The organism is Coralloluteibacterium stylophorae, from assembly GCF_018122625.2.
Lineage (GTDB): Bacteria > Pseudomonadota > Gammaproteobacteria > Xanthomonadales > Xanthomonadaceae > Coralloluteibacterium > Coralloluteibacterium stylophorae.
This window is the reverse complement of sequence record NZ_JAGQFT020000005.1, coordinates 285,681-299,875: the sequence shown is the minus strand read 5'-3', so window position 1 is coordinate 299,875 and position 14,195 is coordinate 285,681. Positions and strand designations below refer to the sequence as shown.

At 74.1% G+C, this 14,195-nt stretch carries 16 protein-coding genes; 13 read left to right on the top strand and 3 right to left on the bottom strand.

The window, feature by feature from the left end:
* Positions 1-2: 2 nt before the first annotated feature.
* From ccoO to KB893_RS09770, 9 genes are read left to right on the top strand one after another with little or no spacing between them, the layout of a single operon-like run.
* Positions 3-620, top strand: coding sequence for a cytochrome-c oxidase, cbb3-type subunit II (ccoO, locus tag KB893_RS09810; RefSeq protein ID WP_211928207.1), 618 nt, complete (start codon positions 3-5; stop codon positions 618-620).
* A 1-nt stretch (position 621) separates the two neighbouring features.
* Positions 622-762, top strand: a complete 141-nt coding sequence (locus tag KB893_RS09805) for a cbb3-type cytochrome oxidase subunit 3 (protein WP_213173640.1) — start codon at positions 622-624, stop codon at positions 760-762.
* Positions 759-1,700: a cytochrome-c oxidase, cbb3-type subunit III gene (ccoP, locus tag KB893_RS09800; protein WP_211926676.1), complete on the top strand. Its 942-nt coding sequence runs from the start codon at positions 759-761 to the stop codon at positions 1,698-1,700. Before KB893_RS09805 ends, ccoP begins: the two co-directional genes overlap by 4 nt.
* Before the next feature lie 2 nt (positions 1,701-1,702).
* Entirely contained in the window at positions 1,703-1,993 is a 291-nt protein-coding gene (locus KB893_RS09795) for a hypothetical protein (protein ID WP_211926675.1), read from the top strand.
* A 7-nt stretch (positions 1,994-2,000) separates the two neighbouring features.
* On the top strand, positions 2,001-3,536 hold the full coding sequence (locus tag KB893_RS09790) for a 4Fe-4S dicluster domain-containing protein (protein ID WP_211926674.1): 1,536 nt from the start codon (positions 2,001-2,003) through the stop codon (positions 3,534-3,536).
* Positions 3,536-4,036 carry a FixH family protein gene (locus KB893_RS09785; protein WP_211926673.1) on the top strand — a complete coding sequence of 167 codons (501 nt, stop codon included), beginning with the start codon at positions 3,536-3,538 and terminating at the stop codon, positions 4,034-4,036. Before KB893_RS09790 ends, KB893_RS09785 begins: the two co-directional genes overlap by 1 nt.
* Positions 4,037-4,040: 4 nt before the next feature.
* The gene (locus KB893_RS09780) at positions 4,041-6,458 is read left to right on the top strand and encodes a heavy metal translocating P-type ATPase (RefSeq protein ID WP_211926672.1); all 2,418 of its coding nucleotides are present in this window, start codon (positions 4,041-4,043) and stop codon (positions 6,456-6,458) included.
* Positions 6,455-6,622: a cbb3-type cytochrome oxidase assembly protein CcoS gene (gene ccoS / locus KB893_RS09775; protein WP_211926671.1), complete on the top strand. Its 168-nt coding sequence runs from the start codon at positions 6,455-6,457 to the stop codon at positions 6,620-6,622. Before KB893_RS09780 ends, ccoS begins: the two co-directional genes overlap by 4 nt.
* Positions 6,619-7,335 (top strand): sulfite exporter TauE/SafE family protein, encoded by a 717-nt coding sequence (locus KB893_RS09770; RefSeq protein WP_211926670.1) that lies wholly within the window; start codon positions 6,619-6,621, stop codon positions 7,333-7,335. Before ccoS ends, KB893_RS09770 begins: the two co-directional genes overlap by 4 nt.
* A gap of 15 nt (positions 7,336-7,350) precedes the next feature.
* Here KB893_RS09770 and KB893_RS09765 read toward each other — a convergent pair whose 3' ends face one another.
* The 3 genes from KB893_RS09765 to KB893_RS09755 are packed head-to-tail and all read right to left on the bottom strand — an operon-like array spanning position 7,351 to position 9,736.
* Complete coding sequence (locus KB893_RS09765; RefSeq protein ID WP_211926669.1) at positions 7,351-8,727, bottom strand: alginate export family protein; 1,377 nt, start codon at positions 8,725-8,727, stop codon at positions 7,351-7,353.
* A 3-nt stretch (positions 8,728-8,730) separates the two neighbouring features.
* Positions 8,731-9,045, bottom strand: a complete 315-nt coding sequence (locus KB893_RS09760) for a DUF1427 family protein (RefSeq protein WP_211926668.1) — start codon at positions 9,043-9,045, stop codon at positions 8,731-8,733.
* A 40-nt stretch (positions 9,046-9,085) separates the two neighbouring features.
* Positions 9,086-9,736 carry a hydrolase gene (locus KB893_RS09755; RefSeq protein ID WP_211926667.1) on the bottom strand — a complete coding sequence of 217 codons (651 nt, stop codon included), beginning with the start codon at positions 9,734-9,736 and terminating at the stop codon, positions 9,086-9,088.
* Positions 9,737-9,886: 150 nt separating this feature from the next.
* Between KB893_RS09755 and KB893_RS09750 the strand changes: the two genes are divergently transcribed.
* From KB893_RS09750 to KB893_RS09735, 4 genes are all read left to right on the top strand, one after another.
* Positions 9,887-11,263, top strand: coding sequence for a M28 family metallopeptidase (locus tag KB893_RS09750; RefSeq protein ID WP_211926666.1), 1,377 nt, complete (start codon positions 9,887-9,889; stop codon positions 11,261-11,263).
* 101 nt (positions 11,264-11,364) lie between these two features.
* Positions 11,365-12,258: a pirin family protein gene (locus tag KB893_RS09745; protein ID WP_211926665.1), complete on the top strand. Its 894-nt coding sequence runs from the start codon at positions 11,365-11,367 to the stop codon at positions 12,256-12,258.
* A gap of 5 nt (positions 12,259-12,263) precedes the next feature.
* On the top strand, positions 12,264-13,460 hold the full coding sequence (locus KB893_RS09740; protein ID WP_211926664.1) for a bifunctional alpha/beta hydrolase/OsmC family protein: 1,197 nt from the start codon (positions 12,264-12,266) through the stop codon (positions 13,458-13,460).
* Positions 13,461-13,500: 40 nt separating this feature from the next.
* Entirely contained in the window at positions 13,501-14,160 is a 660-nt protein-coding gene (locus KB893_RS09735) for a response regulator (RefSeq protein WP_211926663.1), read from the top strand.
* Positions 14,161-14,195: the final 35 nt, after the last annotated feature.

Sequence of the window (14,195 nt, the reverse complement as noted above, 5' to 3'; positions counted from 1 at the left end):
CGATGAGCAACCACGCACACGAGAAGATCGAGAAGAACGTCGGCCTGATGGCGGTGCTCATCGCCGTGGCCGTGTCCTTCGGCGGGCTCGCCGAGATCGTGCCGCTGATGCGGCAGGCCGAGGCGATCGAACCGCTGCAGGGCGTCGAACCCTACCCGGCGCTGGAGCTGGCCGGACGCGACGTCTACATCCGCGAGGGCTGCTACAACTGCCACTCGCAGATGGTGCGCACGCTGCGCTTCGAGACCGAGCGCTACGGCCACTATTCGCTGGCCGGCGAGTCGGTCTACGACCGGCCGTTCCAGTGGGGCTCCAAGCGCACCGGGCCGGACCTGGCCCGGGTCGGCGGCCGCTACAACGACGAGTGGCACCGCGTGCACCTGATCGACCCGCGCGCGGTCGTGCCCGAATCCAACATGCCCAGCTTCCCGTGGCTGGCCGAGACCGCCGTCGACGGCGGCGACCTCGCCGACCGCATGCGCGCGCTGCAGCGCCTGGGCGACCCCTACACCGACGAACAGATCGAGCAGGCGCCCTACGAGGTCCAGGGCAGGAGCGAACTCGACGCCGTCATCGCCTACCTGCAGGGGCTGGGCAAGCACGCACCGCGGGGTGGCTGAAATGGTCTCGGGAATCGTCACGACGGTGCTGCTGGCGCTGTTCCTGCTGGGCTGGACGTGGGCCTGGAGCCCGCGCCGCAGGGCGGATTTCGACGCGGCGGCACGCCTGCCGCTGGCCGACGAGGGGGAGGACGCGCGATGAGCGCAGGCTGGTCGTGGTACGTCATCGCGCTGATCGTGCTCAACGTCGGCGGATGCGTGTGGCTGCTGTGGTGGACGGGGCGGCAGCGCCCGGGCGATCCGAAGCCGACCGACACCAGCCACGTCTGGGACGGCGACATCACCGAGTACAACAAGCCGCTGCCGCGGTGGTGGATCAACCTCTTCTACCTGACGATCGTGTTCGCGATCGGCTACCTGGCGTGGTTCCCGGGCTTCGGCGACTTCGACGGCTTCGGCGACTGGAGCTCGGCGCGCGAGCACGACGTCGACGCCGCCGCGCGCGACGCGCAGCTGGCCGAGGCCTTCGCGCCGTACGGGGCGATGCCGGTCGGACGCATCGCGCGGAATCCGACGGCGCTCGCCCTGGGCCGGTCGATCTTCAGCAGCACCTGCGCGGGCTGCCACGGCTCGTCGGCGCAGGGCGCGATCGGCTACCCGAACCTCACCGACGACATCTGGCACTGGGGCGGCAGCCCCGAGCGCGTGCTGGAGACGGTGCTGGACGGGCGCGAGGGGGTGATGCCCGCCTGGGGCACCGCGCTCACCAACATGGGCGGCGAGCATGCGGTGACCTCGGTCATCGCCCACCTCCGCGTGCTCGGCGGCAAGCTGCCGGCCAGCGACTACTTCGCCTCTCGCGGCAAGCCGCTCTACGACGGCATCTGCGCCGGCTGCCACGGCATCGACGGCACCGGCAACGTCGCCATGGGCGCGCCCGACCTCACCGACGACTACTGGCTCTACGGCGGCGACACCGAAAGCCTGCGCACCAGCATCGCCGAAGGCCGCCACGGCAGCATGCCGCCGCACCGCGGCCTGCTCGGCGAGACCCGCGCGAAGCTCGTCGCCGCCTACGTCTGGTCGCTGTCGAACCCGGCCCCGGCCGACGCCGCCGACACCCGCGCCGGAGCGCCCTGAACATGGCCGCGCGGCCGCAGTCCGATCCGCCGCCGCGGCCCCTGCTGCAGCGGCTCGGCGCGATCCTGTGGCCGAGCTTCTTCGCCGCCGGCGCGGCGACAACGGTGTTCTTCGCGATCGTCGACCCGCTGGCGCTGCGCGACCTGACCTTCCCCCAGCTCCATTTCAGCCGCGAGGCCGGCTACACCATCGGCTTCTTCATGTTCTGGGCGGCCACCGGCGGCTCGAGCCTGTTCACCTGGCTCCTGCTGCGGCCTCCCACCCGCTTCAACCGGGCGCTTCCGCCCGACTGAGTCCGTTGTGGCCAAGAAGATCGACCTCGCCTTGCTCGACACCCCGTCCTCGCTGTACGTCAGCGAGGCGAAGGTGTACCCGCGCGAGGTGCGTGGCCGCTACGACACGCTGCGCCGGGCGGCGACGGTGTGGCTGCTCGGCATGTACTACCTGTTCCCGTGGCTGCGCATCGAGGGCCGCCAGGCGGTGCTGTTCGACCTGCCGGCGCGCAAGTTCCACGTGTTCGGGCTGACCTTCTGGCCGCAGGACTTCCTGTTCCTCGCCCTGCTGCTGATCATCGCCGCGCTGGCGCTGTTCTTCTTCACCGCGCTCGCCGGCCGGCTGTGGTGCGGCTATGCCTGCCCGCAGACGGTGTGGACCGAGGTGTTCCTGGCGATGGAGCGCTGGACCGAGGGCGACCGCGCCAGGCGCATGAAGCTCGACGCGGCGCCGTGGAGCCGCGAGAAGCTCGCGCGCAAGGGCGCCAAGCACCTGCTGTGGGCGGTGTTCGCGCTGTGGACCGGCTTCACCTTCGTCGGCTTCTTCACCCCGATCACCGACCTCGCCGCGCGCGCGTTGCCCTTCGCGTGGAGCGGCTGGGAGACCTTCTGGGTGCTGTTCTACGCGCTGGCGACCTGGGGCAACGCCGGCTTCCTGCGCGAGCAGGTGTGCAAGTACATGTGCCCGTACGCGCGCTTCCAGAGCGCGATGTTCGACCGCAACACCCTGCTGGTCGCCTACGACCCCATGCGCGGCGAGCCGCGCGGCCCGCGCAAGCGCGGCCTCGGCAGCGTGCTCGAGCGCGGCCGCGGCCTGCTGGCCAACGCGCTGGCCTACGACTACGTGTTCCGCGCCGCGCAGCACCCGAGTGCGGCGAGCAACCGGGCGCAGGCACTGGGCACCATCACCTTCGACGCGCGCGAGGCCGAGCCGCTGCCGGCCTTCTCCCCTGCCGAGCTCGGCGACTGCATCGACTGCACCATGTGCGTGCAGGTCTGCCCGACCGGCATCGACATCCGCAACGGCCTCCAGTACGAGTGCATCGCCTGCGGCGCCTGCGTCGATGCCTGCGACGGCGTCATGGCGAAGATGGGCTATCCGCGCGGCCTGATCCGCCACACCACCCAGAACGCGCTCGAGGGCGCGCCGACCCGCCTGCTGCGCCCGCGCGTGCTGGTCTACGGCCTGCTCCTGCTGGGGCTGTGCGGGGCCTGGGCCTGGGGCGTCGCCCATCGCAGTGCGCTGACCGTGGATGTGCTGCGCGATCGCAACAGCCTCTACCGGGCGACGCCCGCCGGACCGGAGAACGACTACATGCTCAAGCTGGTCAACAGGACCGACGCCGCGACCACCGTGCGCGTCGCCGCCAGTTCGCCCGACCTCGCGCTCGGAGTCCGCGGCACGGCCAGCGCGAGGCTGGGCCCGCAGGAGGTGGTGTCGCTGCCGGTCACGCTCGCGGCCCCGGCCGATACGCGTGGCCGGCACGCGGCGCGCTTCACCGTCACCACCACCGACGGCGACACCGAGGTCGTCGTCGACAGCAGCTTCTTCGGGCCGCTGTGATGGCCGCCTCCGGAAGCCCCTGGCGCAACCCGGTCCTGTGGCTGGTCGTGCTGCTGCCGCTGGCCTCGATCGTCGGCGGGGTGGCGCTGGTGGTCACCGCCTCGCGCAACAGCGGCAGCGACGACGCGGTGGGCGATACGGTGCGCCGCACCGGCCAGATCCAGACCGCCGAGCTCGGTGCCGACGCGACTGCCGGGGCGCTGAAGCTCAGCGCCCTGCTGCGCAGCGCCGACGGCGCGATCGAGGTCTACCCGGTGACCGGCGAGTTCGAGCGCGGACGGCCGCTGGAGGTGGTGTTCGAACATCCCTCCCACCAGGAGATGGACCGCACCCTGACGCTCGCGCCGACGGCGCTCGGCTGGGCCGCCGAGGCGGAGATCGATCCAGGCCAGCACTGGAACATCCGCCTGGCTCCCGCCGACGCGCGCTGGCGCCTGCGCGGCCGCCTGGGCCGCGACGGGCACGCGGCGCACCTGCGCCCCATCCTGGCCCAGGACTGAGGCCGTGGCCGCCGCCAGCTCCACGCTCGCCGCTCGCCCGGCCGACGCCGTCGCGGCCGCGCCGGCCGATGCCTGCCATCACTGCGGCGAGCGCCTGCCCGCGCATGCGCTCGAGCGCCACGTCGACGGCGCCAGCCACGCCTTCTGCTGCGAAGGCTGCGCGGCCGCGGCGCAATGGATCGGCGACGCCGGGCTGGCCGACTACTACCGCCTGCGCAGCGACTGGGGCAGCCGCGTGGCGCAGGACGCCATCGATCTCGGCGCCTGGGACCGCGAGGATGTCCTCGCCGAGCACGCGCGCGCGGTGCCCGGCGGCCGCGAGATCACCCTGCTCGCCGACGGCATGCGCTGCGCCGCCTGCGCCTGGCTGGTCGACCGCGTGCTGAGCCGCGAACCGGGCGTGCTCGAGGCCGGCGCCAACGCGGTGACCGGGCGCATCCACCTCACCTGGGACCCGGCACGCACGCCGCTGTCGCGTCCGCTGGCGCGGCTGGTGGCGCTCGGTTACCGGCCGTTCCTGGCCACCGGCGCGGCGCGCGAGCGCGCGCTGCGCCGCGAGCGCAACCATGCGCTGCTGCGGCTGGGCGTCGCCGGGCTCGGCGCGATGCAGGCGATGATGTTCGCCGAGGCGCTGTATCTGGACACCACCGGCAGCATGCCGCTGCCGACCCGCGACGCGCTGCGCTGGATCACCTTCCTGGTCTCGACGCCGGTGGTGTTCTTCGCCGGCTGGCCCTTCCTCGCCGGCGCATGGCGGCAGCTGCGCCACCGCCGCCTGGGGATGGACGTGCTGGTCGCCGGCTCCACCCTGCTGGCCTGGGCCGCCAGCGTGGCGGAGACGGTGCGTGGCGGCGCGCACGTCTGGTACGACGCGGCGGTGATGTTCGTGTTCCTGCTGCTGGCCGCGCGCCAGCTCGAGCAGCGCGCGCGGCGGCTGGCGAGCGCGCAGGTCGACGCGCTGGCGCACGCGCGGCCCGCCTTCGCCGCGCGCGAGCGCGACGACGGCACGCGCGAGACCGTGCCGGTCGCGGCACTGGCGGTCGGCGACGTGGCCTGCGTCGCGGCCGGCGAGCCGGTGCCGGCCGACGGCATCCTGCTGGATCCCGCGGCCTCGGTGGAGGAGGCGCTGCTGACCGGCGAGTCGCGTCCGGTGGCCAAGGCCGCCGGCATGCGGCTCTACGCCGGCAGCGTCTGCCGCGAGCGGCCGCTGCGGCTGCGCGTGGGCGCGGTCGGCGCCGCCACCCGCGTCTCCCAGCTCGCGCGCCTGGTCGAGCAGGCGCAGGCGCACCGGCCCGCGATCGCACGCCTGGCCGACCGCGTCGCCTCGCGCTTCGTCGCCGTGCTGCTGGTGATCGCGGTGCTGGTGTTCGCGGCCTGGCGCGTGCACGACCCGGCGCGCGCGTTCGAGGTGACCCTGGCGCTGCTGGTGGTGAGCTGTCCCTGCGCGCTGTCCCTGGCGGTGCCGGCGGCGCTGGCCTGCGCCCACGGCGCCCTGGCGCGGATGGGCCTGCTGGCGCTGGGCGCCGACGCGCTCGACCGCCTCGCGCGGGTGACCGACGTGGTGCTCGACAAGACCGGCACGCTGGGCGAGCGCCGGCCGGCGCTGCGCGAGACGCGGGTGTTCGACGGCTTCGATCCGGCCCGCGCGCTGGCGCTCGCGGCGGCGCTGGAGCGCGACAGCCGGCATCCGCTCGCGGCCGCGTTCGCCGGCATGGCGGAGGCGCCGCGTGCCGAGGCGGCGGTGGCCGTGCCCGGCGCCGGCATCGAGGGCCGGGTCGATGGTGCCTGCTGGCGCCTCGGCCACGCGCCCTTCGCCAGCGGTGGCATCGACGACGGCGGGCTGTGGCTGGGCGACGGCCGTCGCGCCGTCGCCCGCTTCGAGATCGGCGAGACCGCGCGCGGCGATGCAGAGGCCACCGTCGCCGCCCTGCGCGCGCAGGGCCTGGCCCTGCACGTGGCCAGCGGCGACGCGGCGGACCGGGTCACGGCACTCGCCGCCACCCTGGGCATCGACGCGGTGCGCAGCCGGCAGACGCCGGAGGACAAGCTCGCCTACCTGCGCGCGCTGCAGGCCGAGGGCCGGGTGGTGGCGATGGTCGGCGACGGCATCAACGACGCGCCGGTGCTGGCCGGCGCCGACGTGGCCATCGCCATCGGCGACGGCGCCGCGCTCGCCCACCGCAGCGCCGACCTGGTGCTGACCGGCGCGCTGCACCGGATCCCGCAGGCCGTCGCGCTGGCGCGACGGCTGCGCCGCGTGGTGCGCCAGAACCTCGCCTGGGCGATCGCCTACAACCTGCTCGCCCTGCCGCTGGCCGCGGCCGGCCTGGTCACGCCCTGGCTCGCCGCGCTGGGCATGGCGCTGTCGTCGCTCACCGTGACCGCGAACGCGCTGCGCCTGGCGCGGGGAGTGCGTCCATGAACAGCCTGCTGCTGCTCATCCCACTGAGCCTGGCCCTGCTCGGCATGGCGATCGGCGCCTTCGTCTGGGCGGTCCGGCGCGGCCAGTTCGACGACCTCGACACCCCGGCGCTGGACATCCTCGCCGACGACCCGCAGGAGCGCGGCGGGTCCCGCGGCCGATGATCGACTGGCTCGTCGTCGGCGCGGCGTTCCTGAGCGGGCTCCTCGGCAGCGCGCACTGCGCCGCCATGTGCGGCGGCATCGCCACGGCGATCTCGATCCGCCAGCGCGGCGGCTGGCTGCAGGCGCTGCAGCCCAACCTCGGCCGCGTGCTGGGCTATGCCGCGGCGGGCGCGCTCGTCGGCGGCATCGGGCGCGGCCTGGTCGACCTCGCCTCGCCGCAGTTGGGACTCGTGCTGCGCACGGCGGTCGGTCTGGTGCTGGTGGTCGCGGCACTGCGCCTGCTCGACCGGCGCGGTCGGCTGGCCGCGCTGGCGACGCCCGGCCAGCGCCTGTGGCGCTGGCTGCGACCCCTGCAACGCCCGCTGCTGCCGGCCGACACCGCCGCCAGGCGGCTCGTGCTCGGCCTGCTGTGGGGCTGGATGCCCTGCGGGCTCAGCAGCACCCTGCTCGCCGCGGCCTGGCTGCAGGCGGACGCCGGCCACGGCGCGCTGACGATGACGGCCTTCGGCCTCGGCACGCTGCCGGTGATGCTGCCGCTGACCTGGAGCGGCGCGCGCCTCGGCCAGCGCCTGCAGCGCAGCGGCTGGCGCACGGCGGCCGGCGGCGTGGTGCTCGGCGCCGGCGTGCTGACCCTGGCCGGGCCGTGGCTGATGCACGCGCCGGCGGTGCATGGCGTGCTCGCCGCGCTCGGCTGCCGCAGCCTGGCCGCATAGCCGGCGCCGACGGCTTCAGAAACGGAAGTTCGCCTCCAGCGCGAGCATGCGGATCGTCCGCGCCGGCCCGGTCTCGCGCAGGAAGGCGCCGGCGCGGAAGACGGAGAGCGAGCCCGAGAGTTCCAGTTCCGGCGTCGCCTGCCAGCCCAGACTCGCCTCGAGCTGGCTGCCGACGTGGCGGGCGCGACTGTCGCCCGGCGCGCGCAGCGGCTGCCCGGGCAGGTCGTAGATGCCGTCGCCACGGCTCTGCCGCCAGTACACGACCGCGGCGATGCCCACGCCCAGGTCCGGCCGCGGGCGGAGCTCCAGCGCGGGATGCAGGTTGACGATGTTGTAGGGCCCCAGCGGCGACAGCTCGCCGAAGTACTTGCCCTTGGGGAACAGCGCGTTGAAGGTCTGCAGCCGCGGATCGCCGGCGTCGCGGTCGCCGCTGGCGGCATTGACCCGCAGCGTCGCCACCGGCGCCAGCGCCACCTCGGGGAACCCACGCGCGACCTCGGTGGCCAGCGACCACGCCCGGATCGGCGCGCCGTCGAAGCGGCCGCCCTGCAGCATCGCCTCCACGTTCCAGCGCCAGTCGCCGGCGCCGCCGAACACGCGCGCGCCGAAGGTGTCGCGACGTTCGCGCCCGCTGCCCTGCGCGTAGCGTGCGCGGTCGTTGCGGTAGCCGAGCCAGTAGAGATCGATGCCGCTGGCGCGCGCGGCGGTGTCGGCCCGGGTCGCATGGATGCCCCACAGCGCACGCGCGTCGGAGGCGCGGTCGTCGAACCCGCCGCGCCCGGCCTCGACCGGGCGCAGGTGGAAGACATCGATGCGGTCGTCGCCGCGGCGCGCGATCGCGCGCAGGCCGTCGAAGGCCAGCGGCACGTTGGTGCCGTAGCGCGTGCCGACCAGGCGCTCGCTGCCGAGTGCGACCAGGGCGCGCCCCGCGCGCAGGTCGAGGCCGGGACGTCCGGGCGCCCCGAACCGCGCCTCGACGAAGCCCTGCATCAGGTCCAGCCCGGTCTCGTCGACCGGCCCCGGCGCCGGCGCCACGCCGTCCGAGGCCGCCGCGACGAGCTGCACGAAACCGCGCAGCGGTCCGGCCTCGACGCCCGCGTGCGGCAGCGCGCGCAGCCACAGGTAGGCGTCGTCCGGCGCCGGCGTCGCGCCCCACAGGTTGTCGGCGAAGGCCTCCTCGCGCAGGCGCAGCTCCAGCCCGGTGCTGAGCCAGACGGCGCCGCGCCCGTCGAGCGGCACGAAGCGGAAGGCGTCGGTGAAACGGCCGCTGCGGTGGGCGGGATCGCGCAGCGCCGACCAGTCCTCCTCGTAGCGCGTGGTGGTGACCGTCGGCGGCGCCGAGGGCTCCAGCGACGCGCCCGCCAGCGCCGCGAACAGCCAGGCGCCGACCATGGCTCAGGACCCGTCGCGCGGCGGCTCCGCGGTGGCGTCGGCACCTCGCCGGGCGTCGGCACCGGCGCAGGCGTCGAGGCCGTCGCCGGTGCCCGGCAGCCGTCCCAGCACGTGGCGGGCGCAGCCGCCGCGCAGCCAGGCGACGACCGGCCCGCCGTGCAGCGCGCGCCGGGCCAGCGGCACCACCTGTTCGCCGAGCAGGATGCCGAGCAGGCCGACCAGGGCGATCGTCGGCGGCGCCGGCGAGCGCACGTTGAGCAGGCCGTAGATGACGCCGACCAGGGCGCCGACGGCGAGGGCGGTGAGGTAGGGCTTCATGCGCACCTCCCGGCCGCGTGGCGAAGGCGCGTTCGCGACCTCAGGCCGCGGCCGCGCCCGCCTCGGACGCGTGCTCGCCCAGCGCCCATTTCGAGAAGCGGATCTGGATGCCGTAGGGCGAGTGCGCCTTGATGATCTCCATCACCCCGTCGTAGGTCGCGCTGCGCGCCCAGTCCTGCTGCAGCTCGAACACCCACTGCAGCGCGGTGATCGGCACCGCGCCGGCCTGGGTCAGGCGGTCCATCGCGCGCTCGTGCGCCTCCGGCGAGATGTCGCCGCAGGCATCGGCCGGCACGTAGATCTCGAAGCCCTCGCACAGCATGTCGAGCGTGGGGAACAGGACGCAGGCCTCGGTCCAGAGTCCGGCGACGAGGATCTTCCTGCGTCCGGTCGCGTGCACGGCGGCGCGGAAGTGCGGATCCAGCCAGGCATTCATCGAGGTGCGGTCGATGATGTCGTGGCCGGGAAACAGCTCGGTGACCTCCGGCATGAAAGGACCGGAGAAGCTCTCCGCGGCGACCGTGGAGATCACCGTCGGGATGCCGAACAGCTTCGCCGCCTTGGCCAGCACCTGCACGTTGTTGAAGATGCCGAGGCGGTCGTGCGACTGCACGCCCTGGTACATCGCCGGCTGGTAGTCGATCAGGGCGATGGCGCAGTTGTCGGGGGCGAGCATCTCAAGCGTGGACATGGCGGCGGTCCTCGTACGCAGTTCGGGTCGGGCGCATGCTCGCCGGCACCGGTACGCCACGCTTGCATGCGCGTGCTGTCGGACGCTGCGACGGCCAGCGGGCCGCGCTAGGCTCGACGACCGCGTCACGTTCCGCAGCCAGAGGCTTCCATGCATCGTCGTCCCTTCCTCCTGTTCCTCGCCGTCCTGCCCTGCACCGCGCTCGCCGCGCCGCCCGCGGAACCGCCGTCGCGGCAGCCGCTGCTGACCGAACTCGGCACCGCGCCCTCGGCCGCACGAATCGAGGCCGACGTGCGCACGCTCGTCGGCTTCGGCACCCGGCACACGCTGTCGGAGACCGGATCCGACACGCGCGGCATCGGCGCCGCGCGGCGCTGGATCCACGCCGAGTTTGAGCGCATCTCCGCCGCCTGCGGCGGCTGCCTCGAGGTGGTCGACGTCGGCGACACCGTCTCCGGCGAGACGCGCGTGCCGAGGCCGGTCGAGGTGGTGAACGTGGTCGCCATCCAGCGTGGCAGCAGCGATCCCGACCGCGTGGTGCTGATGAGCGGCGACATCGATTCGCGCGTCAGCGACGTCATGAACGCCATCGACGATGCGCCCGGCGCCAACGACGACGCCTCCGGCGTGGCCGGCACGCTCGAAGCCGCGCGCCTGCTGTCGAAGCACCGCTTCGCCGGCACCATCGTCTACGCCGCGCTCTCCGGCGAGGAGCAGGGCCTGTTCGGCGGCCGCATCCTCGCCGACCACGCGAAGGCGGGAGGCTGGCGCGTCGAGGCGGTGCTCAACAACGACATGATCGGCAACAGCGCCGGCATCACCGGCATCGTCGACAACACCACCGCGCGCGTGTTCTCGGAAGGCACGCGCGTGGTCGAGACCGAGGCCGAGGCACGCGCGCGGCGCTTCACCGGCGGCGAGGTCGATTCGCCCTCGCGCAACCTAGCGCGCTACATCGACCGCATGGCCGACGCGTACGTGCCCAATCTCGACGTGATGATGGTCTACCGCCTCGACCGCTTCGGCCGCGGCGGCCACCACCGCCCGTTCAACGAGGCCGGTTTCCCGGCGGTGCGGGTGATGGAGACCAACGAGCACTACGACCGCCAGCACCAGGACCTGCGCACCGAGCACGGCGTCGTCTACGGCGACACCGTCGCGGGCATGGACTTTCCCTACGCGGCGAAGCTGACCGCGCTCAACGCGGTGAGCCTGGCGGGCATGGCCGCGGCGCCGCCGCCGCCGGCCGACGTCGCGATCGAGGGCGCGGTCACCGCCGACACCACCCTGCGCTGGACGCGAGCGCCGGCCGCGCAGGCGCCGGACCTGGCCGGCTACCGCGTCCACTGGCGCCTCACCACCGAGCCGCAGTGGACGCACAGCGTGTTCGTCGGCGACGTGACCGGGCACACCCTGGAGAACGTCATCATCGACAACTATTTCTTCGGCGTCTCGGCGGTCGCCCGCGACGGCAGCGAGAGCCCGGTGGTGTTCCCCGGGGCCGCCGGCAGCTTCGGCGGCTACTGAGTCCTGACCTCGCGCGACCGGCCCGGCGCAGCCGCGTGCAAGACGGCGGCCACGTGCGGGCGGCATGCTTTGCGGCCGCACCCGTCCCCAGGAGTCCAACCATGCTCGAGATGGTGATCGACACCCGCTGCCACGACCTGGGCGGCTTCGAGGTCGGCCGCGTGCTGCCCTTCCGCAGCCGGCGCATGGTCGGGCCCTTCATCTTCTTCGACCGCATGGGGCCGGTGGACATGCCGCCCGGGATCCCGCGGGCGACCGACGTGCGTCCGCATCCGCACATCGGCCTGTCGACGGTGACCTACCTGTTCGACGGCGAGATGACCCATCGCGACAGCCTCGGCGTCGAACAGGTGATCACGCCCGGCGCGCTGAACTGGATGACCGCCGGAGCCGGCATCAGCCATTCCGAGCGTTTCGACGGGCTGCGCGAGGGCGGCGGGTTCATGGACGGCATCCAGGCCTGGGTCGCCCTGCCGGAGGCGCACGAGGAGGACGCGCCGGCCTTCGACCACTACGCCGCCGGCTCGCTGCCGCGTTTTTCCGAGGACGGCGTCGACGGCCGCCTGATCGCCGGCAGCGCCTTCGGCCTGAGCAGCCCGGCGCGAACGCATTCGCCGCTGTTCTACCTGCACGCCGAGCTCGCCGATGGCGCGCGCCTGGCGCTGCCCGACGGGCATGCCGAGCGCGCGGCCTACGTGGCGAAGGGCGAGGTGGAGGTCGACGGCCGGCGCTACCGGCAGGGGCAGATGCTGGTCTTCGCATCCGGCGGGCGGCCGCTGCTGCGCGCGGTCGGCCCGGCGCGGCTGATGCTGCTCGGCGGCGAGCCGCTGGGCCCGCGCTGGATCTGGTGGAACTTCGTCTCGTCGCGGCAGGAGCGGATCGAGCAGGCCAAGGCAGACTGGAGCGCCGGCCGCATCCGCCTGCCGCCGCTCGACCACGACGAGTTCATCCCGCTGCCCGGCGCACCCGCCGCCGAGCCTACCCCGATGTCCTGACCCGCATGCCCACCCGCAGCTTCGATTTCACCGGCGCCGCCGGCCAGCGCCTCGCCGCCCGCCTCGACACCCCCGACCTGCCGGCGCGCGCCTGGGCGGTGTTCGCGCACTGCTTCACCTGCAGCAAGAACTCGCTGGCGGCGACGCGCGTGGCGCGGGCGCTGACCGCGCGCGGCATCGGCGTGCTGCGCTTCGACTTCACCGGCCTCGGCGGCAGCGAGGGCGAGTTCGGAGCGGGCGGCTTCAGCGCCGACGTCGCCGACCTGCAGGCGGCGGTCGCGCACATGCGCGAGCACGACATGGCGCCGGCGCTGCTGGTCGGCCACAGCCTGGGCGGCGCGGCGGTGCTGGCCGCGGCCGGATCGCTGCCGTCGGTGCGTGCGGTGGCGGTCATCGGCGCCCCCTTCGACGTGATGCACGTGACCGGCCAGTTCGGCGCCCAGGTGCCGGAGATCCTGGAGCGCGGCGAGGCGCGCGTGGATCTCGGCGGACGGCCGTTCACCGTGCGCAGGCAGTTCATCGAGGACCTGCGCACGCACGACCAGGGCGCGCGCATCGCCGCGCTCGACCGCGCCCTGCTGGTGCTGCATTCGCCGCGCGACGCCACCGTCGGGATCGACAACGCCGCGGCGATCTTCCAGGCCGCGCGCCACCCCAAGAGCTTCGTCTCGCTCGACACCGCCGACCACCTGTTGACCGTGCAGGAGGATGCGGGCTACGTCGCCGACGTGGTCGCCGCGTGGGCCGGCCGCTACCTGCCGGAACTGGCGGAGGCGGCCGGCGCCGACGCGCAGGCCTCCGAGCGCGCCGAGGTCGCGGAAACCGGGGCCGGTCGCTTCCAGCTCGTGGTCGACACCGCCGGCGCGCATTTCCTCGCCGACGAGCCGCCCGGCGTCGGCGGCCTGGGCTCGGGTCCGAACCCGTTCGGCCTGCTGTCCTCGGCGCTGGCGGCCTGCACCGCGATGACCCTGCGCATGTACGCCGAGCGCAAGGGCTGGCCGCTGGGCCGGACCCGCGTCGCCGTGGCGCACCACCGTGGCGAGGGGGGACGCTCGCGCTTCGAGCGCGACATCGTCCTCTCCGGTGCTCTGGACGCGGAGCAGCGCGCACGGCTGGTCGAGATCGCCGAGCGCTGCCCGGTTCACCGCACCCTGACCGAGGGCGCCGACATCGTCACCCGCGAGGACGCCGGCGGGTCCTGAACGCGTTGCCGGCGCCGCGGCGCGCCGTCATGCTGGACGGATGCAGCAGCCGCTGACCCTCCTCGTCGCCGACGACCACCCGATGTTCCGCGCGGCGATGCTGCACGCGCTGGGCGACCTGCTCGTCGGCGGGCGGGCGGTCGAGGCGGCCACGCGCGAGGCGCTGGAGCGCGCGATCGCCGGTACGCCGCACATCGACCTGGTGCTGCTCGACCTGATGATGCCGGGCGCCAAGGGCTTCTCCTCGGTCGTCGCCCTGCGCGCGCAACGCCCGGAGCTGCCGCTGGTGGTGGTGTCGTCCAACGACCAACCGCGCACGGTGCGGCGCGCGCAGCAGTTCGGCGCGGCGGGCTTCGTCTCCAAGGCCGCGCCAGCGGAGCGCCTGCGCGAGGCGGTGCGCACCGTACTCGCCGGCGGCACCTGGTTCGAGGCGGAACAGGCCGAGCGCAGCGAGCGCGATGCCGACCTCGCCGCGCGCCTGGCCCAGCTCACGCCGCAGCAGTTCCGGGTGCTGATGCTGATCGCCGATGGCCTGCTCAACAAGCAGATCGCGGCCGAACTCGGGCTCGCCGAGAACACGGTGAAGATCCACGTGACCGCCATCCTCGGCAAGCTCGGCTGCCGGTCGCGCACGCAGGCGGCGGTGCTGGTGAAGTCGCTCGACCCCGAAGAAACGCTGGACACCGGGCCCGGCGCCTGACGGACGCACGGGCGCCGTTCGCCGGCGCCCGTTCC

Coding starts and splice junctions, on each gene's coding strand:
- ccoP (WP_211926676.1), top strand. CDS start 759: ATGAGCGCAGGCTGGTCGTGGTACGTCATCGCGCTGATCGTGCTCAAC.
- KB893_RS09765 (WP_211926669.1), bottom strand. CDS start 8,727: ATGGTCGGCGCCTGGCTGTTCGCGGCGCTGGCGGGCGCGTCGCTGGAG.
- KB893_RS09770 (WP_211926670.1), top strand. CDS start 6,619: ATGATCGACTGGCTCGTCGTCGGCGCGGCGTTCCTGAGCGGGCTCCTC.
- KB893_RS09755 (WP_211926667.1), bottom strand. CDS start 9,736: ATGTCCACGCTTGAGATGCTCGCCCCCGACAACTGCGCCATCGCCCTG.
- KB893_RS09760 (WP_211926668.1), bottom strand. CDS start 9,045: ATGAAGCCCTACCTCACCGCCCTCGCCGTCGGCGCCCTGGTCGGCGTC.
- KB893_RS09740 (WP_211926664.1), top strand. CDS start 12,264: ATGCCCACCCGCAGCTTCGATTTCACCGGCGCCGCCGGCCAGCGCCTC.
- KB893_RS09805 (WP_213173640.1), top strand. CDS start 622: ATGGTCTCGGGAATCGTCACGACGGTGCTGCTGGCGCTGTTCCTGCTG.
- KB893_RS09750 (WP_211926666.1), top strand. CDS start 9,887: ATGCATCGTCGTCCCTTCCTCCTGTTCCTCGCCGTCCTGCCCTGCACC.
- ccoS (WP_211926671.1), top strand. CDS start 6,455: ATGAACAGCCTGCTGCTGCTCATCCCACTGAGCCTGGCCCTGCTCGGC.
- KB893_RS09735 (WP_211926663.1), top strand. CDS start 13,501: ATGCAGCAGCCGCTGACCCTCCTCGTCGCCGACGACCACCCGATGTTC.
- KB893_RS09745 (WP_211926665.1), top strand. CDS start 11,365: ATGCTCGAGATGGTGATCGACACCCGCTGCCACGACCTGGGCGGCTTC.
- KB893_RS09785 (WP_211926673.1), top strand. CDS start 3,536: ATGGCCGCCTCCGGAAGCCCCTGGCGCAACCCGGTCCTGTGGCTGGTC.
- ccoO (WP_211928207.1), top strand. CDS start 3: ATGAGCAACCACGCACACGAGAAGATCGAGAAGAACGTCGGCCTGATG.
- KB893_RS09795 (WP_211926675.1), top strand. CDS start 1,703: ATGGCCGCGCGGCCGCAGTCCGATCCGCCGCCGCGGCCCCTGCTGCAG.